The sequence below is a fragment of the Cohnella massiliensis genome, assembly GCF_900169535.1.
Classification (GTDB): Bacteria; Bacillota; Bacilli; order Paenibacillales; family Paenibacillaceae; genus Cohnella; species Cohnella algarum.
The window spans coordinates 18,801-44,005 of sequence record NZ_LT821244.1; the positions used below are offsets into that span (position 1 = coordinate 18,801).

The window sequence follows — 25,205 nt, forward strand, 5'->3', positions numbered from 1 at the left end:
GCGCCGGCTTCGGATCGGGGGAGCGACGCCTACGCGGGCTCGACGATCGCGAACGACCCGAATGCCGGCGCATACGGGGACAGGGACGATCGCCGTCCTGACGACGATTCGAAAACATCCGGAGGCGCGGACGACGCCGGCAGCGGCGGCTATTCCGGCCGTTCCGGGTCCCGGTCCGGAGGCGATCCCGCCGACTCCCGGTCGGATTCCGATTCGCGGTCGGGCTCCGATTTTTCCGGCAGCTCCGACAGCGGATCGAGCTCCGGCGGTCATAGCGGCGGTTCGGACTCCGGCGGCGGCGGCTCGGATGGCGGCGGAGGCGGCGGAGGGGACTGAGCCCTCGGCCGAAGCCGGAGCCGCGACGAATGATTCGTCCCTCAAGATCCGCTTGGACAGCACGATGGAAATAAGGAGCAGGAATGATGAAACAAGCGATTACGACCGTTTTGTTCGATCTGGACGGGACGATTATCGATACGAACGAGCTGATTATCGAATCAGTTTTGCATGCGCTGGAGGGCGTCGTTCCGGAAGGGTTCTCCCGGGAACACATCATCCCGAAAATGGGACTCCCGCTCGCGATGCAAATGCAAATCTTCACCGGCAGGGATGAAGTCGAAGAACTGACGAAGAAGTACCGGGCCTACAACTTGCAGCGGCACGACGAAATGGTGACGCTGTTTCCGGGAGTGGCGGAAGCCGTCCCCAAGCTCAAGGCGGCGGGCCTCAAGCTCGGCATCGTCACGACCAAAATGCGCGAAACGTCCGTTCATGCCCTTAAGCTGCTCGGCATTTTCGACGATATGGATGTCATCGTGGCGCTGGACGACGTGCAAAACGCCAAGCCGCACCCCGAGCCGGTGCGCAAGGCGATGGACGCGCTCGGCGCCGATCCGCGCCGCACCGTCATGCTCGGCGACAGCGCGGTCGATATCGAATCCGCGCGGCAAGCCGGCGCCATTCCGGTCGGCGTCGCCTGGTCGCTGAAAGGGAGCGTAGCGTTGCGGGAAGCCGGCGCGGAAGTCGTGATCGAAAGCATGGACGAGCTGCTCACCTTATGCGGAATCGAGGCGGAGCCCCGTTGAGACAGACCGAACGGTACCCGGTGGACGGACCGAATGCGTTATGGCAGGTATACCATACGGTTTCCCGCTGGAAGGCGGTACGCAATTTCGTGTTTATTCAGTTGGCCCGGTACTGTCCGGAGCTTCGCGTCAAAAACTGGATCTACCGCCGCGTTCTCGGCATGAAGGTCGGGAAGCAAACCTCGTTCGCGCTCATGGTGATGGTCGACGTCTTTTTTCCGGAAAAGATTTCGATCGGCGACAACTCGATCATCGGCTACAATTCCACGCTGCTGACGCACGAATATTTGATCAAGGAATACCGGCTCGGCCCGATCCGGATCGGCTCCAACGTCATGATCGGAGCGAACGTTACGGTGCTGCCCGGCGTGACGATCGGAGACGGCGCCGTCGTGGCGGCCGGCTCGGTCGTCCATCGGGATGTGCCTCCGGGCGCCCGCGTCGGCGGCAATCCGCTGCGCGAGCTCGGGTCGGACGGCAAACCTTGATTCGTTTCGAATAACGGTCCTTCGCGGCCGTTATTTTGTTTTTTAGGGGCGGGATTTGGCGGATACCGGTCTCCGAACGGCCGGGCAACGGTTGGCAGCGGTTGCGAACGGCCGGGTAACGGTTGGCGAACGGCTGGGCAGGTGCGTACTCAAATTGCCGGGCCTATGTTGGATTTTATCCAACGGGCAGTGCGAAAAACGGGGAAGCTTTGGTCTAGAGTGGATTTTTCCAACGGAGAGCGGCGATTGTGGCCGAAAAGTACAAAATGGCCTTGCCTGATTGGACAAAATCCATCGTAGCCGGAAAGTTTCGCCAAAAAGCCGGTTTTGATTGGATAAAATCCATCGTAGCCAGCGAGTTTCGCCAAAAGGCCAGGGTTAGTTTTCACAAAATCCATCGAAGCCGGAGAGTTTTGCCAAAAGGCCGGTTTAGATTGGACAGAAATCCACTTGAAGCTCCGCGCATTAGGCCAGCCCACGAAGTCCTCGGACAGGCCGCGTTCCGTTTGGTCCCGAGGGTGCCGGGGCAACGGGGCAAAAGGGATGAAGCCCGCTTGACTGTGGGCATATTTACATGATAAAGTACATTAAAAGTCTTTATTTTGGCAGTATGGTAACATGTTAGAACTTTAATGTGATAAAGTGAACGGGCGGCTTTCGTCGATTTAACGAACGATGCGGACGATGCTTCGCAGCTTACAGAAACGAGGTTTGTTAGCTTATGTCCAAGCCAAAAGTGTTTGAAAAGCCGACAGGCGTTAAGGATTATTTGCCTCATGCCGTGGCGAAGCTCCGGCGGATCGAGCGGGACGTGCTGGAGTGCATGCGCCTGTGGGGCTACGAGCAAATCGTCACGCCGACGATGGAATACTACGACACGGTAGGGGTAGCCAGCTCCACTTCGGATCGGAAGCTGTTCAAGCTGCTCGACCACCGCGGGACGACGATCGTGCTGCGCTCGGATATGACGGCGCCGATCGCCCGCGTCGTTTCCTCGCTGCTGAAGGAGACGCCGTTTCCGCTGCGGCTCAGCTATCACGGCAACGTTTTCCGGGCGTTCGAGGAGGAGGGAGGCCGCGACGCCGAATTCGTGCAAACCGGCGTGGAGCTGGTCGGCGACCCGTCGCCGGAAGCGGACGCGGAGACGATCGCGCTCGCGATCGCTTCCTTGCAGGCGGCGGGCGTTCCCGCGTTCAAAATCGCCGTCGGCCACGTCGCGTTTTTGAACGGGCTGTTCGAGGAGGCGCTGCCGGGCCGGCCGGACGATCAGGAGGCGCTGAAGGAAAGGCTGCTTCAGCGCGATTACGTCGGCTATCGCGGCGCCCTGCGGCAATTGTCGCTTGCGGAACCGGTGCGAGCAGAACTGGAAGGCCTGCTGCGGCTGCGCGGCGGGCAGGAGGTTTGCGCGCAGGCGCTGGAGCTCGGCGGCAGCGAAGAGGCGAAAGCGGCCATCCGCCACCTGTGCGACGTGTGGGACGTGCTGAAGGCGTACGGCGTGCAGGAGCACGTGCTGATCGATCTGACGATGATCGGGGATTTTTCGTATTATACCGGCATGACGTTCGAGGGCTATGCCTCGAATTTGGGCTTTCCCGTATGCAGCGGCGGCCGGTACGACAACCTGCTCGCCCAGTTCGGGCGTCCGGCCGCGGCGACGGGCTTCGCGCTCAAGACGACCCGCATTCTCGAGGTCGTGAGCGACGAGGCGGATCAAGAGAGCCGCACGCTTATCGTCTACTCGCAGGAGAAGCGGGACGAAGCGCTGGCGGAAGCGGCGCGGGAGCGCGCGGAAGGCCGGGTCGTCGTGACGGAATTCGCCGCGGACGGCGGACGGCAAGCGGCCGAACTGCATCGGCAGGCGTCCGCGGGCGGAACTTTTTTCTATAAAGGCAAAGATTTCGACCGGTTCATCGCATTCGGAGCCGACAAGGAGGAGCGGGCATGACGGACGGCGGCATTTTGAAAGTGGCGATGCCCAAAGGCCGCATTTACAAGCAGGCCAGCAAGCTGTTTCGCGAGGCGGGGCTGCCGATCCCCGAGGATTTCGACGACTCGCGCCGGCTGATCATTCCGGTTCCGGAAGCGAACATGGAATTCATCATGGCGAAGCCCGTAGACGTTCCGACTTACGTGGAATACGGCGTCGCGGATATCGGCATCGTGGGCAAGGACGTGCTGATGGAGGAGAATAAGGACGTCTACGAGCTGCTCGATCTCGGCATCGCGAAGTGCCGGATGTCGGTCATCGGGCTGCCGGGCTGGAAGCCCGTCATTCAGCCTCGCGTCGCGACCAAGTATCCGAACGTGGCTTCGCAATATTTTCGCGAGCGAGGGCAGCAGGTCGAAGTGATCAAGCTGAACGGCTCGATCGAGCTGGCTCCGCTGATCGGGCTTGCCGACCGGATCGTCGACATGGTGGAAACGGGCCAGACGCTTAAGGAGAACGGCCTCGTCGAGATGGAGACGTTGTTCTCGGTGACGAGCCGGCTGATCGCGAACCGCGTCAGCTACCGGCTGAAAAACGCGCAAATCCAGGCGCTGTGCGACCGGATCGGCCAGAAGGTGCCGGCGTCGCTGTAAATGACCGAAAGCCGGATAACCGGCAGGCGCGGGCGGGACGTCCGTAAGGGCGCTTCGAATTTCGGTTCGCGCTTCCGAAGCATGCGTGCGGACTCCTGCTTGCGCGGGAGATCAAGATCAATAGAACGGACGATCAGGAAGGGGGACGATCCTCATGTATATCGGTTCGGCGGAAGGGTTCCGGCTGGAGCGGGAAACCGAATACGGCTCGGCGCAGCAAAACGAGACGGTCGCGGAGATCGTCGCGGCGGTTCGCCGGGAAGGCGATGCCGCGCTGCTGCGCTATACGGCGCAGTTGGACAAGGTGGAGCTTGCGCCGGGCGAGCTGCGGGTCGCGCAGGAGGAAATCGAAGCGGCTTACGGCAAGGTGGAGCCGGAATTTATCGCCGCGCTGCGGCAGGCGGCAGCCAACATAACGGCCTTTCACGAAAAGCAAAAACGCACGACCTGGGCGGACGCCCGTCCCGACGGCACGCTGCTCGGGATGGTGTTTCGTCCGCTTAAGCGGGTCGGCCTGTACGTGCCCGGCGGAAAGGCGGCCTACCCTTCGTCGGTGCTGATGAACGTGCTGCCCGCCAAGGTGGCCGGCGTGCCGGAAATCGCGCTCGTGACCCCGCCGTCGACGGGGGGGAGCGCCGGCATCGACCCGTACATTCTGGTGGCGGCCGCGGAAGCGGGCGTGACCGAAATGTACCGGGTCGGAGGAGCGCAAGCGATCGCGGCGCTTGCGTACGGGACGGCGAGCATTCCCGCCGTCGATAAAATTTGCGGGCCCGGCAACATCTACGTGGCGCTGGCCAAGCGCGCCGTGTTCGGCGCGGTGGACATCGACAGCATCGCCGGGCCGAGCGAAATCGCCGTGCTTGCCGACGATACGGCCGATCCGCGGTACGTGGCCGCGGATATGCTGTCGCAGGCGGAGCACGACGAAATGGCGTCGGCGGTGCTCGTCACGCCGTCGCACAAGCTCGCGCAGGCGGTCGCGGCCGAGCTCGACCGCCAGGTCGCCACGCTGCCGCGCCGCGAAATCGCGGAGAAGTCGCTCGCGGATTACGGCGCGATTTTGACGGTGGCCGACCTCTCCGAAGGCGCGGAGATCATCAACAAGCTCGCGCCGGAGCATCTGGAAATCATCACGGAGGACCCGATGAACCTGCTCGGGGCGATCGAGAACGCGGGCGCGATTTTCCTCGGTCCGTACAGTTCCGAGCCGGTGGGCGATTACTATGCCGGACCGAACCACATTTTGCCGACGAACGGGACCGCGAGGTTTTCTTCTCCGCTCAATGTGGACGACTTTTTGAAAAAATCAAGCCTGATCCGCTACAGCCGCGAGGCGCTGCAGCGCGACGCCGCCGGCATCGCGACGCTGGCGCGGCACGAAGGGCTGGAAGCCCACGCGAGAGCGGTCGAAATCCGATTGGAAGGTGGAGAAAGCAAATGACGCAGCAGGCAGGAGCGCGCGCGGCGGAAATCGCCCGCAAGACGAACGAGACGGACATCAAGCTTTCGTTCGCGGTGGACGGCACGGGGACGGTCGACATCGAAACGGACGTGCCGTTTATGAACCATATGCTGGACCTGTTCGCCAAGCACGGCCAGTTCGACCTGAAGGTCGAAGCGCGGGGCGACGTGGACATCGACGACCACCATACGGTCGAGGACATCGGCATCTGCCTCGGCCAGACGCTGCGCGAGGCGCTCGGCGACAAGGCCGGCATCAAGCGGTACGCGAGCGTGTTCGTGCCGATGGACGAGGCGCTGGCGCAGGTCGTCATCGACGTCAGCAACCGGCCGCATTTCGAATACCGCGCCGAGTACCCGTCGGCGACGGTCGGCAGCTTCAGTACGGAGATGGTGCACGAGTTTTTGTGGAAGCTGGCGTTGGAGGCGCGGATTACGCTGCACGTTATCGTCCACTATGGAAAAAATACCCACCACATGATCGAAGCGGTGTTCAAGGCGCTCGGGCGTGCGCTGGACGAAGCGACCTCGATCGATCCCCGGGTGAAAGGCGTGCCTTCCACGAAGGGAGTGCTGTAACGTGATCGCGATTATCGATTACGGCATGGGCAACCTGCACAGCGTCAGCAAGGCGGTGGAGCGGCTCGGCTGCGAGGCCGTCGTGACGTCGTCGGCCGACGAGATCATGGCCGCTCGCGGGGCGATTTTGCCCGGCGTCGGCGCTTTCGGCGACGCGATGGGCAATTTGCGGGAGACCGGGCTGCTGGATACGGTCAAAGCTTGCGCGGCGTCGGGCAAGCCGCTGCTCGGCATTTGTCTCGGGATGCAGCTGCTGTTCGAGGAGAGCGAGGAGCACGGCGTCCACGAGGGGCTGGGCTTGCTGCCAGGCCGGGTCGTCCGTTTTCAAGGCGATTACAAGGTGCCGCACATGGGCTGGAACAAGCTGGAGTTCAGGCAAAAAAGTCCGCTGTTCGAGGGGCTCGAGCCCGGACACGTTTATTTCGTCCACTCGTACCATGCGCTGCCGAAGCGCCGCGAGGATCTGCTCGCGACGACCGACTACCATCAGCCGGTGACGGCGATCGTCGGCCGGGGGGCGCTGCTCGGCATGCAGTTCCACCCGGAAAAAAGCGGCGACCTCGGCATGGCGCTGCTGCAGAGGTTCGTCTCGGCCGCGGAGTCCGGGGCGGAGACGGTTTCGTTCACGGTTTGATTACAGAGGAGGCAACGGCCTATCATGTCCAACTTTATATTATATCCCGCGATCGATATTCGCGGCGGCAAGTGCGTGCGGCTCGTTCAAGGCGACTATAATCAGGAAACGGTGTACGGGGAAGATCCGGTCGCCGTCGCCCGGGACTGGGAAGCGCAAGGCGCCCGGTGGATCCACCTGGTCGATCTGGACGGGGCGAAGGCCGGCCGCCCGGTCAACGACGAGCTGATCGGCCGGATCGCGCAGGCGGTGAAGGTGCCGGTGCAGGTCGGAGGCGGCCTCCGAACGGAAGCGGACGTCGAGCGGCTTGTCGGCCTCGGCGTGTCCCGCGTCATTCTCGGCACGGCGGCGATCGAAGACCGCGCGTTCGTGACGAAGGTGCTCGAGAGCTACGGAGAAAAAGTCGCGATCGGCATCGACGCGCGGAACGGCTTCGTGGCGACGCGCGGCTGGCTCGAGACGTCCGAGGTGAAAGCCGAAGAGCTGGCGGTTTCGCTGGCCGCGGAAGGGGCGCAAACGTTCATCTTCACGGACATTTCCCGCGACGGCATGATGGGCGGCCCGAACGTGGAGGCGATCGTCCGGCTGGCCCGGGTTTCCGGCCGCACGGTGATCGCGTCCGGAGGCGTCAGCAAGCCGGAGGATTTGGAGCGGCTCGCGGAGCAAGCGGATCAAGGCGTCGGCGGGGCGATTGTCGGCAAAGCGCTGTACACGGGAAGCATCAAGCTGGCGGACGCGGTCAAGCGGTTCGCGGCGCAACAATAATCATGCAGCCGGCCGGGAGCGGCCGCCGGAGAGCGATGGTTTCCGGCGGCCCGGCTCGTTTGGGCCGGCGGGCGGAAGGGAGCCAAGCGCGCTATGCTGGCGAAACGCATTATTCCATGTCTTGACGTCAAGGACGGACGCGTCGTCAAAGGCGTCAATTTTGTCAATTTGCGCGACGCGGGCGATCCGGTCGAGCTCGCCGCGACGTACGACCGCGAGCATGCCGACGAGCTCGTCTTTTTGGACATTTCGGCTTCTCACGAAGGGCGGGCGACGATGGTCGACGTCGTGCGGAGAACCGCCGGCGAAATTACGATTCCGTTTACGGTCGGCGGGGGCATCGCCTCGGTCGACGACATGAAACGGCTGCTGCGCGCCGGCGCCGACAAAATCGGCATCAACACGGCGGCGATCCGCAACCCCGACCTCATTACGGACGGCGCGAAAATGTTCGGCGCCCAGTGCATCGTCGTCGCCATCGACGCGAAGTACAACGCGGAGTGGGGCGAATGGGAAGTGTATACGCACGGCGGCCGCAACGCCACCGGCATTCGCGCGCTCGAATGGGCGAAGGACGCCCAGCGGCGCGGCGCCGGCGAGCTGCTGCTGACGAGCATGGACGCGGACGGAACGAAGGACGGATTCGATCTCAAGCTTACGCGCGCGGTGTCGGAGAGCGTAAGCATCCCGGTCATCGCCTCCGGGGGCGCGGGCAACTCCGGACATTTTGCGGACGTGTTCGCGGAAGGCAAGGCGGACGCGGGGCTGGCGGCAAGCATTTTCCACTATAAAGAAGTGACGATCCGGGAAGTCAAGGACGAGCTGCGGGCAAAAGGAGTGAACGTGCGATGAATACGACGTGGATCGAAGAGGTTCGCTGGAACGCGGACGGCCTCGTGCCGGCCGTCGTGCAGGATGCGGTCAGCAAGGAAGTGCTGATGCTGGCCTACATGAACGAAGAGTCGCTCAAATTGTCGCTGGAAAGCGGCACGACCTGGTTCTGGAGCCGCTCCCGCGGGGAACTGTGGAACAAGGGCGCGACGAGCGGCCACACGCAGCAGATCGTGTCCATGCACTACGACTGCGACGGCGACACGCTGCTGGTCAAGGTGAAGCAGAAAGGACCGGCCTGCCATACGGGCGCCTACTCCTGCTTCTATCGCGACGCGGAGCTCGGCGGGGCCGCCGCGGAGCTTGGGGAAGCGGACCGCTTCGCCCCGCTGTCCAATCTGGAAGCGACGATCGCAAGGCGCGAAGCGGAACGCCCGGAAGGCTCGTATACGACCTATTTGTTCGAAAAAGGCCTCGACAAAATCCTCAAAAAAATCGGCGAGGAGACGGCGGAAGTCATCATCGGCGGCAAAAACAACGACCGCGCCGAAATCAGCAGCGAGGCGGCCGATTTGATTTTCCACTTGATGGTGCTGCTGCGCCAGCAGGGCATTCCTTTTGACGATGTCTTGAAGGAACTGGAATTCCGCCACCGCAAGCCGGTCAAGAAAAACTAGGCGGGGGGATCGCGACGCGCATCCATGCGGCGGCCAGGGAAATGTATCCTTCCCGAAGCGCATCATCCCGAAAAAATAGGACAAAAATGGGAAGAAGCGTCCGCGATGTTGAAAAACGTCGGATATTCGCGCTTGGCGACGTTTAACGGCTGCAAGCGGGGCGCAGTCGATTTTTGAAATCGCGTCTCGCTGTTGTATAATATTCTAGGCAATTTTTAATAGCTTTTATTTAAATGATAGATGCGATTTGACCGAACCGTGGAGGGGCACATGCACAGCAGTAAGCTTCGCATTTTTTCGGGGTCGTCGACTCCGCTGTTAGCCGAGAATATCGCCAATCAGCTTGGGCTGCCGCTCGGAAAGATCAAGCTGTCCCGCTTCAAGAGCGGCGAGATTTACGTTCATTTCGAGGAAACGATCCGCAACTGCGACGTCTTTCTCGTACAGTCGCTGTCTCATCCGATTAATGAATTTTTTGTCGAACTGCTGGTCATGATCGACGCGGCCAAACGGGCCTCCGCCCGGACGATCAATGTCGTGCTGCCGTATTACGGGTATGCCCGCCAGGAGCGCAAGGCGGCCCCGCGCGAGCCGATTTCCGCCAAGATGGTGGCCGACGTGCTGACGACGGTCGGCGCGAACCGGGTCGTGACGATCGACCTTCACGCCGCCGCGATTCAGGGCTTCTTCAACATCCCGGTCGACCATTTGACCGCCCTGGACCTCATCAGCGACTACCTCAAGGCAAAAAGCATCCGCAGCCCCGTCGTCGTGTCTCCGGACGCCGGACGCGCATCGACCGCGGAGAAGCTGGCGAACCAGCTCGACTCGCCGTTCGCGATCATGATTAAGAAACGCCCCGCCCACAACGAATCGGTCATTACGCACGTTATCGGGGATGTCGAAGGACAGACGCCGATTATTATCGAAGACTTGATCGACACGGGCACGACGATCGTCAACGTCGTCGAAAGCCTCAAGGAACGCGGCGCCGAGGACGTGTTCGTCTGCGCGACGCACCCGCTGTTCTCCGGCGACGCGCTCCGGAAGCTGGACCACCCGAATATCCGGGAGGTCGTCGTCACCGACTCCATCCAGCTGCCGCTGGACCGGCCGAGCCGGTTCAAGGTGCTGTCCGTCGCGCCGATGCTGGCCGATGCGATCCGCATCATCATGGAGGGCGGCTCGATCAGCACGCTCTTCAAGGATGCGGGCGTATGATTTTCGTTGTCGCCGAGCGACAGTGCGCATAGGAAATGGCAAGCTCCGGCTTCCGCTTCGGCGGGCCGGGGTTTTTTCGTTGCGCGCGCTGACTGGCAGCCGCGTTACCGATCAGCGAGCGGAGGTCTTTGTTGGATTTTATCCACTCTATGGAGCGAAAAACGGGCGAACCGCGGTCTATCATGGATTTTATCCAACGAGAGACGCGGGATACGGGCAAAATCTCCGAAAAGGTCTCGCCAGATTGGACAAAATCCAACGGAGATGGCGAGATTTCCGAGAAAGCCGGTTCTGATTGGACAAAATCCAATGAAGTTTCGCCACGTCTTGCTGCAGTTCGATTCGCTGAAAGACAGGCCCGGATCGTGAAGGGACTCGAACGGACTACAAGGGACAGTAGCGGTCGTTCGGAGGCCGAGAAGAGAACCGGACGGACTCCAAGGGACAGTAGGCGGTCGCTTCGGAGGCCGAGAAGAGGATCGAACGGACTACAAGGGACAGTAGGCGGTCGTTCGGGGGCCAGGAAGGTGACTGGACGGACGACATAGGGACGCTAGCGGTCGTTTGGGTGAGAGGAAGGAGCTGGAACGGACGACATGGGGCCAGCGTAAGCCTCCGTCTTCTCCTGCGGAAACTGCAGGTCGTGCAGCTGCCGGTACCGGCCGTTCAGACGCAGCAGCGACTCGTGCGTGCCGGATTCGACGATGGCGCCGGCCTCCAGCACGACAATCCGGTCGGCCCGCTGAATCGTCGACAGCCGGTGGGCGATGACGATGCTCGTCCGCCCGGCCAGCAGGCGCGACAGCGCCTCCTGGATCTGCTGCTCGGATTCGGTGTCGAGCGCGGACGTCGCTTCGTCGAGAATGATGAGCCGCGGGTCGCGCAGCAGCGCGCGGGCGATCGACAGCCGCTGCTTCTGCCCGCCGGACAGCTTGACGCCCCGCTCGCCGATTTGCGATTCGTACCCGTCGGGCAGCGCGGCGACGAACTCGTGCGCCGCGGCCGACCGCGCGGCAGCTTCCACTTCCGCGTCGGTCGCGCCCGGCTTTCCGTACGCGATATTTTCGCGGACGGTTCCGTTCAGCAGCATGACGTCCTGCGAGACGATGCCGATCTGGTCCCGCAGCGAGCGGATCCGGACATCGGCGAGCCGGTATCCGTCGATGGCGATTTCGCCGCCCTGCGGGTCGTAGAACCGCGCGAGCAGATGCGCCAGCGTCGTTTTGCCCGCGCCGGAGGAGCCGACCAGCGCGGTCATCGTGCCGGGCGCAAGCTCCAGACTGAAATCGCGCAGCACGGGAACGCCGTTGCCGTAGGCGAAGTCGACGTGCCGGAACGAGACGGCCCCCCGGATCGGCGGCAGCTCGATCGCGCCTTCCTTGTCCCGGATTTCCGGAACGAGCCGGAGCATCTCCTGGATCCGTTCGAAAGCCGCCGACGATTGCTGGACGGTGTTGAGGGCCCGGCTGAAATGGCGAACGGGATTTTGCAAAAGCCGCAAATAGGCCAAAAAGGCGACGATTTCGCCGACCGAGAGCTTACCTCTTATCGCTTGCAAGGCTCCGACCAGCAGGACGGCGTCCATCCCGATATAATTGAGCAGGTCGATCAGCGGCTCGTAAACGGCGCGCAAGCCCGCGGCTTGAACGCTCGCCTCCATGTTGGCCCGGCTCTTGGCGCCGAAGCGCACCGCCTCGTAATCCTCGGTCGTAAACGACTTGATCAGGCGAATCGAGGAAAAACTGTCTTGCAGATGGTTGTTCACTTCCGCAACCGATTCCTGCACCTTCCGGGAAGCGCCGCGGATGCGCCGCCCGAACTTGCGGGTCGCAAGCGTCATAAACGGAAAAGTGGCGAGCATGATGCATGTCAGAAGCCAATCCTTGTAAAACATATAGCAAGCCACGGCGACGAACGTAAACGCGTCGGTCAGCAGCGACAGCATGCTGGACGAGACGAGCTGCTGCAGCATGTTGACGTCGCTCGTCACCCTGGACATCAGGTCGCCGGTGCGGTTGCGGTCGAAAAAGCCCAAATCCATCCGCTGGATGTGGCGGTACAGCTGATTGCGCAAATCGTAAACGACGCGCTGGCCGACGGCGGACATCGTATAGCCGCTCGCGAAGTTGAAAGCGCCGAGCAGGACGGCGGTGCCGACAATCGCGGCCGCGATAAGGATCAGTTGATCGGAACGCCGTTCGGGAATGACGCGGTCGATCGTATACGCGGTTAGCTGCGGAATGACGAATTCGAGCAGCGCGATCAGCAGCATGCAAACGAACGCGATCGCGATCCGCCCTTTTTGGGCGCGAACGTGCGGGTATACGTAACGCAGCATATTCCGGATCCGGCCGTAACGCGGCGCCGGACCGGACGGAGCTTCGCCTCCGCTTCGGCGGCTGTTTTCCCGCATGAGTTCCCACCTCCCCGCAATCGTCAAGTGCATTAAACGACAGATCGGCAGGATTGTCAACAAAGCCGCCAGGAGCGGGAAAGCGCCGGCAAACGGCGCGCGGCGCCGGGACGCGGCGGCGGCGGAAACCCGCGTTCCGCTTCTCGGAGCATTTTATTTTAAGGATGCCGCGCGTATGGTATAATCGTTGTGATGTGGGCCGACCGAAACGTGAAACGCTGGCAGGCCCGCGAACCCATTCCCAGGATCGGAAGGAGCCTTGCCGATGAATCAGCGCAAACGCGCGGTGAAGAACCGTCGACCCAAAGTCATCCCCTTTTCCCCCGACGCCACATTCTTCTTCGAACGGGCCGTGCAATCGCTGGATCGCTATCGTTACGACAAGGCTCTGAAATATTTCCGCCGCGCGGTGGAATACGAGCCGGACAATCCGGTCAATCACTGCAACATGGCCGGCATTTTGTCGGAGATGGGCCGTTACGAGGAATCGAACGACATTTTGCGGTCCGTGCTGGATCGGATCGATCCCGCCATGACCGAATGCTATTACTATTTGGCCAACAATTATGCCAACATGGAGCTGTACGAAGCGGCGGAAGACGCGCTCGTCCAATATTTGGAGAACGATTTGGACGGTCATTTTCTCGAGGAATCCGACGAGCTGCTCGACTTGCTCAACTACGAGCTGAACCGTCCGACGAAGCTGACGACGATCAAATCCCGGGAAAATCTGTATGCCCACGACAAGGCGCGCGAGCTGCTCGAAGCCGGGCGCTTCGCCGAAGCGGTCCGGATTCTGGAGGGCATTCTCGAACGCCAGCCCGATTTCTTGGCCGCCCGCAACAATTTGGGCTTGGCTTACTATTACATGGGACTGTTCGAAAAGTCCGTCCAGACGATCGACCTGGTGCTGCAGGCCGAACCCGGGAACCTGCACGCGCTTTGCAATCTGGCGATCTTTTACCAGCATTCGAACCGGGCCGAACTGCCCGGGCTGATCCGCCTGCTGAAAAAAACGGTCCCGTTCCACCCCGAGCACGTCTTCAAGCTGGCGACGACGCTCGGCATCGTCGGCGAGCACCGGGAAGCGTACGGCCATTTTCGGCGGCTGCTGCGGTCCGGGGAGCTGTCCGACGAGCCTTGCCTGCATCATTTCGCCGCCGTCGCCGCCGTGAACATCGGCCGGTTCGACGACGCCGAGCGCCATTGGCGCCAGGCCGACCGGCTCGATCCGGAGTCGGAGGTCCCGGCGTTTTACCTGGGCAAGCTGGACGACATGCGCAGCGGGGCGTACGCGACGCCGTCCCACTACCATTTCCATCTCCCGTTCGACGAGCAGTTCCGGCAATGGGAGCAGGATCCGCAGATGGTGCCGAACGCCCTGAAGCGCAACCCGCTCATCCGCTCGTCGTTTTTTTGGGCTTTGCGCCACGGCGACCGCCACACGAAAATCCAGGTCATCCAGGCGCTGGGCCTCGTGGCCGACGACGAGGTGGTCGACGCGCTCAAAGCGTTTCTGATCGATCCGGAGGAGGAGGACGAACTGAAGCGGGTCGCCGTGCTCGTGCTGCGCTCGATCGGCGTGCACGATCCGTTGCGCGTCGTTTACGGAGGGCGTTCGCTGACGCTGGAATCGAGGCGGAAATCCGTCAATCTTCCGATTTGGGACAGCTCCTGGCAAACCGTGCTGGAAATCGCGACGGAACGGATGTCGGGCCGCTACGACGTCGTTCAGCAGCACGACCTGATGACGCTTTGGGTCGACTATCTTTCGCGGGTGTATCCGAAAGTGCCCAAGCTGCTCAAGCCGTACGGCTGGGCTGCCGCGCTCGAATACTGGACCGCCAAAATGCACCGCAAAGCGATCACCTACGCCGACCTCGTCAGCCGTTACGGCGCTTCCCAGGCAAGCATCAGCCGTTACGCGAATCTGATCGACGAAGCTTGCGGCATCCGGGAGAAGCTCAAGCGAAGCAGCGCGACTTTCGGCGAATAAGGTTCGGGCAAATCCTGATCCGGGGACGTTCGAGCCTCGGGACAGGTTGCGCATAGAGAAAGTAACTGTTATGGTTGGAATTACAGATAGTGATCAGCCAAGAAACTTGCATCGCTAAGCGGATACGACCGTTTTAGCCGGGAGACACGCCAAGGAGGAGAGCAACCATGTACAAAACGATTGTCATCGGCACGGGCCCTGCGGGGTTGACGGCCGCTATTTACCTGGCTCGCGCGAATTTGAAGCCGCTCGTCATCGAAGGCCCCGAGCCCGGCGGACAATTGACGACGACGACCGAAGTGGAAAACTTCCCGGGCTTTCCGGAAGGCATTATGGGCCCGGACCTGATGGCGAACATGCGCAAGCAGGCGGAACGCTTCGGAGCGGAATTCCGCACCGGATGGATCCATTCCGTCGAAACGGCATCGCGCCCGTTCAAATTGTCGCTTGAAGGCGGCGAGACGCTCGAAGCCGAAACGCTGATCATTTCGACGGGCGCATCCGCGAAATATTTGGGCATTCCCGGCGAGAAGGACAACGTCGGACGCGGGGTCAGCACGTGCGCGACATGCGACGGGTTCTTCTTCCGCGGCAAAAAAATCATCGTCGTCGGCGGCGGGGACTCCGCCATGGAGGAAGCGAACTTCCTGACGCGGTTCGCTTCCGAGGTGACGCTCGTGCATCGCCGCGAAGAGCTGCGCGCTTCGAAAATCATGCAGGACCGCTGCCGCGAAAATCCGAAAATTTCGTGGAGCCTGAACCGCGCCCCGCTCGAAGTCGTCGCGGGCGAAAGCGGCGTTACGGCGCTTAAGGTGAAGAACAACGAGACCGGCGAGGAAGAGCTGATCGATACCCAGGGCGTATTCGTCGCGATCGGCCACACGCCGAACACGAAGTTTCTCGGGGGACAAGTCGAGACGGACGAGCACGGCTACATCGTGACGAAGCCGGGTTCGACGGAAACGAGCGTGCCGGGCATTTTCGCCTGCGGCGACGTTCAGGATACGAAATACCGCCAGGCGATCACGGCTGCCGGAAGCGGCTGCATGGCGGCGCTCGACTGCGAGAAATTCCTGGAAGGCTCTTCCGTTCACGATTGGAGCCATACGCTTTAAAGTTCACTTTTATTCTATTCATTCGAGGTGTCAACCATTATGTCTCAAGCTTTATACGTTGGCGTCGATTTGGGCGGCACAGCGATAAAAGTCGGTTTATGCAACGCCGACGGGCAACTGCTTCGCATCAACGAAGGTCCGACGCAGACCGAACTCGGAACGGATGCGATTTTGGAAAACATCGCGTCGTACGTGCGGGAGCTCGTTCCGCCGGGCACGCCCGAATGGGAGAAGGTTCAAGGCGTCGGCATCGGAATCGCCGGCTTCCTTGACATTCCGAACGGCATCATCGACTTTTCGGCGAATCTTCCCTTTCGCAAAGTGCCCGTGAAAGCGATCGTGGAGGAGAAGCTGGGCAAACCGGTCAAAATCAATAACGACGCCAACGTGGCCGCTCTGGGCGAAGTTTGGGGCGGCGCGGGACGAGGGGTCGCCGATTGCGTCTGCTACACCCTCGGCACGGGAGTCGGCGGCGGCATTATCGTCGGCGGCCGGCTGATCGAAGGCTTCAGCGGGATGGCCGGGGAGCTCGGCCATATGTCGGTCGTTCCCGACCTTGAAGCGATTCAATGCGGCTGCGGCCAGATGGGCTGCCTGGAGACGGTGTCCTCGGCGACGGGCATTATCCGGATGGCCCGCGACGCGGTCGAGCGGGGCGACAGAACGTCGCTCTCGTATATCGAGGAGCTGACGGCCAAGGACGTGTTCGACGCGGCCAAGGACGGCGACGAGGCGGCGCAGCGAATCGTTACCCGCGCGGCGTTCTACCTGGGCAAGTCGATGGCCGCGATCGCCCTGATCGTGAACCCGCAGCGCTTCATTATCGGGGGCGGCGTGAGCAAGGCGGGCGAATTCCTCTTTTCGCAAATTCGCGAGTCGTTCGCCAAAATGACCCCCGAAAGAGCCCGCAGCGGCGTCGACATCGTCGCGGCGGAACTGGGCAACAACGCGGGCGTCGTCGGCGCGGCTGGCTTGTTTCTCCGGGCATAATCGAAAATGCGCCGCTTGCCGGTGAACGCTGCCGGCTCGTTGGCGCATTATTGTCATCATTCGACCATTTTCGGACTTAAGGAGACTGCTCATGGAAACGCTAGGAGCGAAACCGACGCTGGTCATCATTACGGGAATGTCGGGCGCGGGCAAAACGATTGCCGTGCAGAGCATGGAGGACCTGGGCTTCTTTTGCGTCGACAATTTGCCTCCGGTGCTCATTCCGAAATTCGCGGAACTGATCGACCAATCGCAAGGCCGCATCGCCAAGGTCGCTCTCGTCATCGATTTGCGGGGAAGAGAGTTTTTTACCGCATTGTCCGAGTCCCTTCAATACATCAGCGAACATTATACGATACGCAGCGAAATTTTATTTCTCGACGCCACGGATTCGGTGCTCGTCCAGCGCTACAAGGAAAGCCGCCGCCGGCATCCGCTCGCTCCGGAAGGCATGCTGCTCGAAGGAATCCGTTCGGAACGGAAGCTGCTTGAGGACTTGAAGGGCGGGGCTTCCCAGGTAATCGACACGAGCAATTTGAAGCCGGCCCAGCTCAAGGAACGGATCGTCGGCCGGTTTACGAATCTGGATCGGAATACGATTTCGATTCAAGTCACCTCCTTCGGATTCAAATACGGAGTCCCGATCGACGCCGATCTGATTTTCGACGTCCGCTTTTTGCCCAACCCCCACTATGTGGAGCAATTGCGGCCGAAAACCGGGCAGGATGCGGAAGTGTACGATTATGTCATGAAATGGCCCGAAACGCAGACCTTCCTGTCCAAGCTGCTCGATATGCTGCAATTTTTGCTTCCCATGTACCACAAGGAAGGCAAAAGCCAGGTCGTCATCGGCATCGGGTGCACGGGCGGCAAGCATCGTTCGGTGGCGCTCGCCGAATATCTCGGACGGATGCTCGGCACGAGCGAAACGGAGACGGTCCGCGTCAGTCATCGGGACGCGGAACGCGATCGTCACGGATAAGGCGGTGAGGCAATGAAGAGACCGGCCAAAGGGGCCGAGCGGAATCCCCGGATCGTCGTGATCGGCGGCGGTACGGGACTGTCGGTTATGCTTCGGGGGTTGAAGCAGAAACCTCTGGATATTACCGCCATCGTCACGGTCGCGGATGACGGAGGCAGCTCCGGCATTTTGCGGGAAGAGCTGAGGATGCCGCCTCCGGGCGATATTCGCAACGTGCTCTCGGCGCTTGCCGACGCGGAGCCGCTGCTTGCGGATATGCTTTCGTACCGTTTTCAGAACGGGACAGGACTAGCGGGCCACAGCTTGGGCAACCTGATATTGGCGGCCATTACGGATTTGTCCGGCGATTTCGTGACCGGCATCCGCGAACTGAGCCGGGTGCTTGCCGTGCGAGGGAGGGTGCTTCCCGCGGCGAACCAGGCGATCGTGCTCAAGGCGGAGATGACCGACGGCACGACGGTGACCGGAGAATCCGCCATTCCGAAGTCCGGACGAAAAATCCGGCGCGTCCTGATCGAGCCGGCGGATGTCGAAGCGCTGCCGGAAGCGGTCGAGGCGATCCGGGAAGCGGATGCGGTGCTCATCGGTCCGGGCAGCCTGTACACGAGCATCATTCCGAATTTGCTCGTTCCGAAGCTGGCCGAGGCGATCGTGTCCGCGAACGCCGTGAAAATTTTTGTCTGCAACGTGATGACCCAGCCGGGGGAAACCGACAATTATTCGGTAAGCGATCATTTGAATGCGGTTCATGCGCATGTCGGGCATCATTTATTCGATTACGTGATCGTCAACGACGGGGAAATACCGCCGCAGGTGCACAGCATGTACGCGGAGCAAGGCGCCAAAGCGGTCCACCTGGATCTGGACGAAGTGACTCGCCGGGGCTACAAGGTCATTGCCGACCGTCTCGTTTTGTTCCGGACGTATTTGCGGCATGATGCCGTGAAGCTGAGCGAGCACATTTATCAGCTGGTGGAAAACTGGATGCTTAGAAAGGAGTGAGCGTCGTGTCTTTCGCGGCCCAAACGAAAAAAGAACTGACGATGGTGGACGCGGAGCCGTGCTGCGAGGTCGCGGAGCTGTCCGCGCTCATTCGGATGAACGGATCGGTTCAATTGACGAACAAAAGGATCGTCCTGGACATCTCCACCGAAAATGCCGCGATTGCGCGTCGGATATACACCTTGATGAAGCGTCATTTCGCCGTGCCGACCGAGCTGCTCGTTCGCAAGAAGATGCGACTGAAAAAAAACAACGTCTACATCGTGCGCGTGCCCGCCGGCGTCGAGCCGTTGCTGAAGCAGCTTTACATTACGAGCGAAGGGTTTCAGTTTCATCCGACGATCGACAAGGAGCTCGTCCGCAAGCCCTGCTGCAAGCGCGCCTATTTGCGGGGAGCTTTTCTCGCGGGAGGCTCGGTCAACAATCCGGAAGGCTCGTCCTACCATCTGGAGATCGCTTCGATGTATGAGGAGCATTGCCGTTCGCTCGTCGAGCTCGCCAACAAGTTTCAGCTGAACGCCCGGTTCATCGAGCGCAAAAAGGGCTTCATTCTTTATATCAAAGAAGGCGAAAAAATCATCGAATTTTTAAGCATCATCGGCGCGCACCAGGCGCTGTTCAAATTCGAGGATGTCCGAATCATGCGGGATATGCGCAATTCGGTCAACCGGATCGTCAATTGCGAGACGGCGAACCTGAACAAGACGATCGGGGCGGCCATCCGCCAGATCGACAACATCAAGCTGCTGCAGAAGGAAGTCGGGCTCGAGAACATGCCCGAAAGGCTTCGGGAAGTGGCTGAAATCCGCCTCAAGCATCCCGATTTGAATTTGAAAGAAGTCGGAGATATGCTTAAGGGGCAGGTGAGCAAGTCCGGCGTCAATCACCGTCTCAGGAAAATCGACGAGTGGGCCGAAAAAATCCGCAACGGCGGGGCATAACCGTATGGCGCAACCGTTCCAAACAATGCTATAATAGGTGACAGACTACACACGCGGTGGGTCCCGGGTTCGGGACGACGAAATTTGACAGGGGGTATCCGTTCCATGACGAGACAGCCGGTGGTTGTTCGGCTTAAGACGGGGCTTCACGCCAGACCGGCGGCTTTATTTGTACAAGAAGCCAATAAATTTTCCTCTGACGTCTTTGTTGAGAAAGACGACAAGAAGGTGAATGCCAAGAGCATTATGGGGATTATGAGTCTGGCGATCAGCTCGGGCACGGAAGTATTCATAAGTGCCGAAGGTTCGGACGCAGAGCAAGCTGTAACCGCTTTAGTCCAATTGGTCAGCAAGGAAGAACTGGAGAACCAGTAAAATCCTTTAGCATCAAGCTCCCTCGAGGGGGCTTTTTGCATTTTATGGACGATTTTGCGTATGCTTGCAACCTTTTCCGCCCAAGATGCGTTTGTGAAGACAAACAGGCGAAAGGGGTTCCGAGATGAGGATGAAAGGGATGAAAATCGCGGCGGTCGTTCTGGCCGCGGCGGCAATCGGTTGGTACGGATTCGGACGAGGGGAGGCCGGTACGGTGGCGAATGCGGAGACGGCGACGGCAGCATCGGGTTCGGCATATGCGGTGAATACGGTAACGGTCGGAGCGGAGGGTTCGGTCAAGGCGGAGCCCGACGTCGCATACTTGAACGTCGGCGTCGAGACGCGCGGGTCGACCGCCCAGGCGGCGCAGCAGGCGAATGCGGAAACGTTCGCCGCCGTCGAGAAGGTGCTGTACGAAACGTTCGCAATCGACAAAAAGGACGTCCAAACGACGGGGTTTCATGTAAGCCCGGAGTATAATTATACGGAGAAGGACGGCCAGGTTTTGAAAGGGTACGTGGCGGTCCATGAGATCCGGATTACGTACCGCAAGCTCGCGGACATCGGCAAGCTGCTGGACGCCTTGTCGGGAGCCGGCGTGAACCGGATGCAGGGCGTGACGTTCGATACGGAGAAGCGGGACGAGTACGAGCTGGAGGCGCTGAAAAAGGCGATGGAGTCCGCCGGGGCGAAAGCGGGCGTGCTGGCCGCCTCGGGCAATCGCCAGCTGGGAGGCGTCATCAACATCGTTCAGGGCGACGCCGCGCCGGTTCCGGTTCTCAGAGCCGGAACGATGGCCGAGGCGAAAATGCTGGCGGGCGACAGCGCGCAATCGTCTTCGGTGCAATCCGGCCAGATCGAGATTTCCGCGAGCGTAACCGTGCAATATGAGCTGAAATAATCGTGGCAAAGGGCAGCAATAGGGGGAAAGCCCCGTCGCTCCGGCATTCGGGCGGCGGGGCTTTCCGTGTTCGATGGCTCGGTTTCGCAGCGGCAGCCCGGAGGGGGGAATTAGCCCCCTGTTCGCGATATCCCGTTCGCTCAGAGGGCCATCCGAACGGGCGCGCTTGTCCCGATGTCAAGGCAAAAGTAAAAACCCCCCGTTCATTCGAACGGGAGGCGATTACGCGTTTGGTGGAAAGGCAAACCGTCAGAAAGGCAAACCGCAGGATTTATCTTGTCTTGCTTGGTCCGAATTTGTCAGGTTCAGGCTTTAAGCCTATGCTCCAACTGGCGGAGCTCGATGGCGTCTTCCAGCAGCTCGATGAATTCGGCCGACAAGTTCATCTTCTTGGCTTCCCGGTACACTTCCAACAGGTGTTCGTCTTTCAACGGGCGAAGCAGCGATGCTTTGTCGCTAAGGCTTCGCGCGGCAATCGCGTCGGAACTGCTCTTGCTGGTCGTGACTGAATCGTTTGCGGATGAGTTTCGCGGTACCAGCCGAATGATGTGGGACGTGCGGCTCATGGGGATCCCCCCTTTGCAAGATTCCTAGGGTTTAGCTAGATATGGTTGTTTATGGAATGTTTCTTGAGTTTAGAATAACACGATACAGGTTTTTCGCAGAGGGGGGATTCGCAGATTTGAATTCTTGTTGACAAAGGAAAACGTTTATGATATTAAAAGCCTCCCCGGCTCCAAGGGGAGCGGGGAGGCAACGGGGGCGGACATCCGCCGCCATGCAAGCAAAGCGGACGCGAGCGTCAGATTTTCTCGATGACTTTGTCCACGAGGCCGTAAGCTTTCGCGTCTTCCGCATCCATGAAGTTGTCGCGGTCGGTGTCTTTCTCGATTTTTTCCAGCGGTTGCCCGGTGCGCTCGGACAAAATGCGGTTCAGCTTGTCGCGCATCTTCAAAATGCGGCGGGCCCTGATTTCGATGTCGCTGGCTTGGCCTTCGGCGCCGCCCAGCGGTTGATGGATCATCACTTCGCTGTTCGGAAGCGCGTAGCGTTTGCCTTTCGCGCCGGCGGCGAGCAGGAAGGCGCCCATCGAGGCGGCCATGCCGACGCAAATCGTGGAGACGTCCGGCTTGATGAATTGCATCGTGTCGTAAATCGCCATGCCGGCCGTGATCGATCCGCCGGGGCTGTTAATGTATAAGCTGATGTCCTTCTCCGGATCGTCGGCGGCAAGGAACAGCATTTGCGCGATAATCGAATTGGCGACGACGTCGTTTACGCCCGATCCGAGAAAAATGATTCGGTCTTTAAGCAAACGGGAATAAATATCGTAGGCCCGTTCGCCTCGATTGCTTTGTTCGATGACCATGGGTACGAAACTCATAACATAACCTCCTTCAGTTAGGTGACGAAGTGATTCCATCATAAATCATCCGAAACCAAAAGTCAAAGAAAGTCAAACTTGGACAAACAAAAAAACCGCGCCTCTTCGCGAAGGGCCGGTCGTTCGGTCGTGCTTATGATGAATATTGGCGCGCCCGTAGGGAATCGAACCCCAATCTCAGGCTCCGGAGGCCTGCGTCATATCCGTTGGACCACGGGCGCATACTTGAGAAGATTAACACGCTGAAAGTTTGACAGCAAGAGTTATTATAGGCCATTCCCTGATAAAAAGCAAGGGTTCGACAAAAATAATTAGGCCGGGAGGAAACGGCGGCCGCTCTTGCAAGAGACGGCGAGTTGCATTAAAATAAATGTGGGACTTAAAACGTAGTGGCGGGACATTTAACGTCCAGCTAGACGGACCCGCATTCGTGCCGACTCCATCCGGCATTTGGGGAGGCCGGACTCTTGCAAAGCATCGTCCATATTCAAAAGAAGCTCGTGCCCGACTTGGTGCAAGTCATGCAGAAGCGCTACGAAATTATGCGGCGCATTCTCGTCGCGGGCACGATCGGCCGAAGAACGCTGGCCGCAAGCCTCGACCTGACGGAGCGGACGCTTCGCTCGGAGCTCGACATCCTGCGCGAGCAAGGCCTGCTCGAAGCGGGCGCGGCGGGAATGTCGCTAAGCGAGTCCGGCAAGAAGCTGCTGGAGGAGCTGGAACCGATCGTCAAGGAGCTGTTCGGGCTGTCGGAGCTGGAAGAGGCGGTCCGCCAGAAATTCGGCTTGCGCAAGGTCGTGGTCGTTCCCGGCGATTCCGACGTTTCGGACGACACGAAGAGGGAAATCGGCCGAGCCGGTAGCAGGGTGCTCAGCCAGTCGCTTTCGCCCGGCGACATTGTCGCCGTCATGGGCGGAACGACGATGGCGCGATTGGCCGCCCAATTCAAGGTTTCGGAGCCGCTCGCGGACAACTGGTTCGTGCCGGCCCGCGGAGGACTCGGGGAAAGCGTCGACTACCAGGCGAACACGATCGCTTCGGAGCTTGCCAAGCGAACGGGAGCCCGTTACCGGATGCTCCATGTCCCCGATCATTTGAGCGAGGAAGCGTATCAGTCGCTCATGCAGGAGCCCAACGTGCGCGAAGTGGTCGATATGATCCGCAGAGCCCGCATCGTCGTTCACGGCATCGGCGACGCGATCACGATGGCCAGGCGGCGGAAGCTTGCGAAGGAGACGGTACAGGAGCTGCTCAAGGACGGAGCGCTGGCCGAAGCGTTCGGCTATTACTTCGACAAGAACGGAGCGGTCATTCATCGGATGGCGACGGCCGGACTCCGGCTGGACGACATCGAAGCCGCCGAAACGGTCATCGGCTTGGCGGGCGGCCGCAGCAAGGGCGAGGCGATCGCCTCGGTGTTAAAGTTCGGCCATGACGACATCCTCGTGACCGACGAGGCGGCGGCCGAAGAAGCGTTGAAGAACGGCTAGCCCGAAGGAAGGGCGAGGAAGCCGGTCGAATCGGTGGTCTCGGCGCAATATTCATGCGCTTGACATAGATCAAATTTTAAAACAGATGTTCAAGGAGGAACCATTCATGAGTGTTAAAATCGGCATTAACGGTTTCGGACGGATCGGACGCAACGTATTCCGCGCATCGCTGAACAACCCGAACGTAGAAGTTGTCGCGATCAATGACCTGACGAGCGTTGACACGCTGGCTCACTTGTTGAAATATGACACGACGCACGGCAGACTGAACGCTACGGTAGAAGTAGGCGAAGGCGCGCTGGTCGTCAACGGCAAAACGATCAAAGTATTCGCGGAACGCGATCCGGGCGCGCTGCCTTGGTCTTCCGTAGGCGCTGAAATCGTCGTCGAATCGACGGGGATTTTCACCGCGAAAGAGAAAGCCGAGCTTCACCTGAAAGGCGGAGCCAAGAAAGTCATCATCTCCGCGCCGGCAACGAACGAAGACATCACGATCGTCATGGGCGTCAACAACGACAAGTACGATCCGGCCGCTCACACGATCATCTCCAACGCATCCTGCACGACGAACTGCCTGGCTCCTTTCGCCAAAGTTCTGAACGACCAATTCGGCATCGTCAAAGGCATGATGACGACCGTTCACTCCTACACGAACGACCAGCAAGTGCTTGACCTGCCGCACAAAGACCTGCGCCGCGCCCGCGCTGCCGCAGAAAACATCATTCCGTCCACGACGGGCGCCGCGAAAGCCGTTTCCCTCGTTCTGCCGGAACTGAAAGGCAAGCTGAACGGCATGTCGATGCGCGTACCGACCAAGAACGTTTCCGTTACCGACCTCGTGGCCGAACTGAAAGTGAGCGTCACGGTCGAAGAAGTCAACGCAGCCCTGAAAGCCGCTGCCGAAGGCCCGCTAAAAGGCATCCTGAACTACTCCGAAGAGCCGCTCGTTTCGAGCGACTACAACGGCGATCCGGCTTCGTCCACGATCGACGCCCTGTCCACGATGGTCATCGAGGGCAACATGGTCAAAGTCGTTTCCTGGTACGACAACGAGTGGGGCTATTCCAACCGCGTCGTCGACCTGGCCGCTTTCATCGCAAGCAAAGGCCTGTAATTCGCCTTACAGCTATATAGTCGTTACGGAGAAGAGGAGACGCGTCTCCTCTTCATCCGCGATTCGGGATCGATTGACGGTACCGTCGCCCTTTCCGAATCGGCTCAAAATCGGCTCCAAATAAAACGGGTGCGTCTTGGGAAAGGCTAACGCAGCCGTTTTACTTGGATATAAGGAC

At 60.2% G+C, this 25,205-nt stretch carries 24 protein-coding genes and 1 tRNA gene; 21 read left to right on the forward strand and 4 right to left on the reverse strand.

Annotated elements, in window-relative coordinates; translation table 11 throughout:
- Positions 1 to 422: 422 nt before the first annotated feature.
- The 11 genes from ppaX to B7E11_RS01275 all read left to right on the forward strand — a co-directional run bounded on the left by ppaX (position 423) and on the right by B7E11_RS01275 (position 10,324).
- A complete protein-coding gene (gene ppaX, locus B7E11_RS01220; protein ID WP_080831826.1) occupies positions 423 to 1,085 on the forward strand; it encodes a pyrophosphatase PpaX in 663 nt (220 codons plus the stop codon).
- The gene (locus tag B7E11_RS01225; protein WP_080831827.1) at positions 1,082 to 1,573 is read left to right on the forward strand and encodes an acyltransferase; all 492 of its coding nucleotides are present in this window, start codon (positions 1,082 to 1,084) and stop codon (positions 1,571 to 1,573) included. Before ppaX ends, B7E11_RS01225 begins: the two co-directional genes overlap by 4 nt.
- Positions 1,574 to 2,294: 721 nt before the next feature.
- Positions 2,295 to 3,518: an ATP phosphoribosyltransferase regulatory subunit gene (locus B7E11_RS01235; protein ID WP_080831829.1), complete on the forward strand. Its 1,224-nt coding sequence runs from the start codon at positions 2,295 to 2,297 to the stop codon at positions 3,516 to 3,518.
- Positions 3,515 to 4,153: an ATP phosphoribosyltransferase gene (gene hisG, locus B7E11_RS01240; RefSeq protein ID WP_080831830.1), complete on the forward strand. Its 639-nt coding sequence runs from the start codon at positions 3,515 to 3,517 to the stop codon at positions 4,151 to 4,153. The genes B7E11_RS01235 and hisG overlap by 4 nt, the downstream gene beginning before the upstream one ends.
- Positions 4,154 to 4,307: 154 nt before the next feature.
- Complete coding sequence (gene hisD / locus B7E11_RS01245) at positions 4,308 to 5,597, forward strand: histidinol dehydrogenase (protein WP_080831831.1); 1,290 nt, start codon at positions 4,308 to 4,310, stop codon at positions 5,595 to 5,597.
- On the forward strand, positions 5,594 to 6,196 hold the full coding sequence (hisB, locus tag B7E11_RS01250) for an imidazoleglycerol-phosphate dehydratase HisB (protein ID WP_080831832.1): 603 nt from the start codon (positions 5,594 to 5,596) through the stop codon (positions 6,194 to 6,196). Before hisD ends, hisB begins: the two co-directional genes overlap by 4 nt.
- 1 nt (position 6,197) lies before the next feature.
- Positions 6,198 to 6,830 (forward strand): imidazole glycerol phosphate synthase subunit HisH, encoded by a 633-nt coding sequence (hisH, locus tag B7E11_RS01255; RefSeq protein ID WP_080831833.1) that lies wholly within the window; start codon positions 6,198 to 6,200, stop codon positions 6,828 to 6,830.
- Between the two features lie 24 nt (positions 6,831 to 6,854).
- Positions 6,855 to 7,595 (forward strand): 1-(5-phosphoribosyl)-5-[(5-phosphoribosylamino)methylideneamino]imidazole-4-carboxamide isomerase, encoded by a 741-nt coding sequence (gene hisA, locus B7E11_RS01260; protein WP_080831834.1) that lies wholly within the window; start codon positions 6,855 to 6,857, stop codon positions 7,593 to 7,595.
- A gap of 93 nt (positions 7,596 to 7,688) precedes the next feature.
- On the forward strand, positions 7,689 to 8,447 hold the full coding sequence (gene hisF, locus B7E11_RS01265) for an imidazole glycerol phosphate synthase subunit HisF (protein WP_080831835.1): 759 nt from the start codon (positions 7,689 to 7,691) through the stop codon (positions 8,445 to 8,447).
- On the forward strand, positions 8,444 to 9,103 hold the full coding sequence (gene hisIE, locus B7E11_RS01270) for a bifunctional phosphoribosyl-AMP cyclohydrolase/phosphoribosyl-ATP diphosphatase HisIE (protein WP_080831836.1): 660 nt from the start codon (positions 8,444 to 8,446) through the stop codon (positions 9,101 to 9,103). The genes hisF and hisIE overlap by 4 nt, the downstream gene beginning before the upstream one ends.
- A 270-nt stretch (positions 9,104 to 9,373) precedes the next feature.
- The gene (locus tag B7E11_RS01275) at positions 9,374 to 10,324 is read left to right on the forward strand and encodes a ribose-phosphate diphosphokinase (protein WP_080831837.1); all 951 of its coding nucleotides are present in this window, start codon (positions 9,374 to 9,376) and stop codon (positions 10,322 to 10,324) included.
- A gap of 553 nt (positions 10,325 to 10,877) precedes the next feature.
- Here B7E11_RS01275 and B7E11_RS01280 read toward each other — a convergent pair.
- Positions 10,878 to 12,737: an ABC transporter ATP-binding protein gene (locus B7E11_RS01280; protein ID WP_080831838.1), complete on the reverse strand. Its 1,860-nt coding sequence runs from the start codon at positions 12,735 to 12,737 to the stop codon at positions 10,878 to 10,880.
- 265 nt (positions 12,738 to 13,002) lie between these two features.
- Between B7E11_RS01280 and B7E11_RS01290 the strand changes: the two genes are divergently transcribed.
- The 8 genes from B7E11_RS01290 (at position 13,003) to B7E11_RS01325 (ending at position 21,039) form a co-directional block, all read left to right on the forward strand.
- The gene (locus B7E11_RS01290; protein ID WP_080831840.1) at positions 13,003 to 14,733 is read left to right on the forward strand and encodes a tetratricopeptide repeat protein; all 1,731 of its coding nucleotides are present in this window, start codon (positions 13,003 to 13,005) and stop codon (positions 14,731 to 14,733) included.
- Between the two features lie 167 nt (positions 14,734 to 14,900).
- Positions 14,901 to 15,848 (forward strand): thioredoxin-disulfide reductase, encoded by a 948-nt coding sequence (trxB, locus tag B7E11_RS01295; protein ID WP_080831841.1) that lies wholly within the window; start codon positions 14,901 to 14,903, stop codon positions 15,846 to 15,848.
- 39 nt (positions 15,849 to 15,887) lie between these two features.
- Positions 15,888 to 16,838 (forward strand): ROK family glucokinase, encoded by a 951-nt coding sequence (locus tag B7E11_RS01300; RefSeq protein WP_080831842.1) that lies wholly within the window; start codon positions 15,888 to 15,890, stop codon positions 16,836 to 16,838.
- Between the two features lie 91 nt (positions 16,839 to 16,929).
- Positions 16,930 to 17,820, forward strand: a complete 891-nt coding sequence (rapZ, locus tag B7E11_RS01305) for an RNase adapter RapZ (RefSeq protein WP_080831843.1) — start codon at positions 16,930 to 16,932, stop codon at positions 17,818 to 17,820.
- Positions 17,821 to 17,832: 12 nt separating this feature from the next.
- Positions 17,833 to 18,822, forward strand: coding sequence for a gluconeogenesis factor YvcK family protein (locus B7E11_RS01310; RefSeq protein WP_080831844.1), 990 nt, complete (start codon positions 17,833 to 17,835; stop codon positions 18,820 to 18,822).
- Between the two features lie 5 nt (positions 18,823 to 18,827).
- Positions 18,828 to 19,763 carry a DNA-binding protein WhiA gene (gene whiA, locus B7E11_RS01315; protein WP_080831845.1) on the forward strand — a complete coding sequence of 312 codons (936 nt, stop codon included), beginning with the start codon at positions 18,828 to 18,830 and terminating at the stop codon, positions 19,761 to 19,763.
- A 105-nt stretch (positions 19,764 to 19,868) separates the two neighbouring features.
- Positions 19,869 to 20,138, forward strand: a complete 270-nt coding sequence (locus B7E11_RS01320) for an HPr family phosphocarrier protein (RefSeq protein WP_080831846.1) — start codon at positions 19,869 to 19,871, stop codon at positions 20,136 to 20,138.
- A 130-nt stretch (positions 20,139 to 20,268) separates the two neighbouring features.
- The gene (locus B7E11_RS01325; protein ID WP_176220563.1) at positions 20,269 to 21,039 is read left to right on the forward strand and encodes an SIMPL domain-containing protein; all 771 of its coding nucleotides are present in this window, start codon (positions 20,269 to 20,271) and stop codon (positions 21,037 to 21,039) included.
- A gap of 305 nt (positions 21,040 to 21,344) precedes the next feature.
- On the opposite strand, the gene sda is transcribed toward B7E11_RS01325, so the two are convergent.
- The 3 genes from sda to B7E11_RS01340 all read right to left on the reverse strand — a co-directional run bounded on the left by sda (position 21,345) and on the right by B7E11_RS01340 (position 22,644).
- Complete coding sequence (gene sda, locus B7E11_RS01330) at positions 21,345 to 21,605, reverse strand: sporulation histidine kinase inhibitor Sda (protein ID WP_080831848.1); 261 nt, start codon at positions 21,603 to 21,605, stop codon at positions 21,345 to 21,347.
- Positions 21,606 to 21,841: 236 nt separating this feature from the next.
- A complete protein-coding gene (gene clpP, locus B7E11_RS01335) occupies positions 21,842 to 22,423 on the reverse strand; it encodes an ATP-dependent Clp endopeptidase proteolytic subunit ClpP (protein WP_080831849.1) in 582 nt (193 codons plus the stop codon).
- Positions 22,424 to 22,569: 146 nt separating this feature from the next.
- Positions 22,570 to 22,644, reverse strand: a tRNA-Arg gene (locus B7E11_RS01340).
- Between the two features lie 246 nt (positions 22,645 to 22,890).
- Between B7E11_RS01340 and B7E11_RS01345 the strand changes: the two genes are divergently transcribed.
- Both B7E11_RS01345 and gap read left to right on the forward strand, forming a co-directional pair.
- On the forward strand, positions 22,891 to 23,913 hold the full coding sequence (locus tag B7E11_RS01345; protein WP_080831850.1) for a sugar-binding transcriptional regulator: 1,023 nt from the start codon (positions 22,891 to 22,893) through the stop codon (positions 23,911 to 23,913).
- Between the two features lie 106 nt (positions 23,914 to 24,019).
- The gene (gap, locus tag B7E11_RS01350; protein ID WP_080831851.1) at positions 24,020 to 25,027 is read left to right on the forward strand and encodes a type I glyceraldehyde-3-phosphate dehydrogenase; all 1,008 of its coding nucleotides are present in this window, start codon (positions 24,020 to 24,022) and stop codon (positions 25,025 to 25,027) included.
- The last annotated feature ends 178 nt before the right edge of the window (positions 25,028 to 25,205 follow it).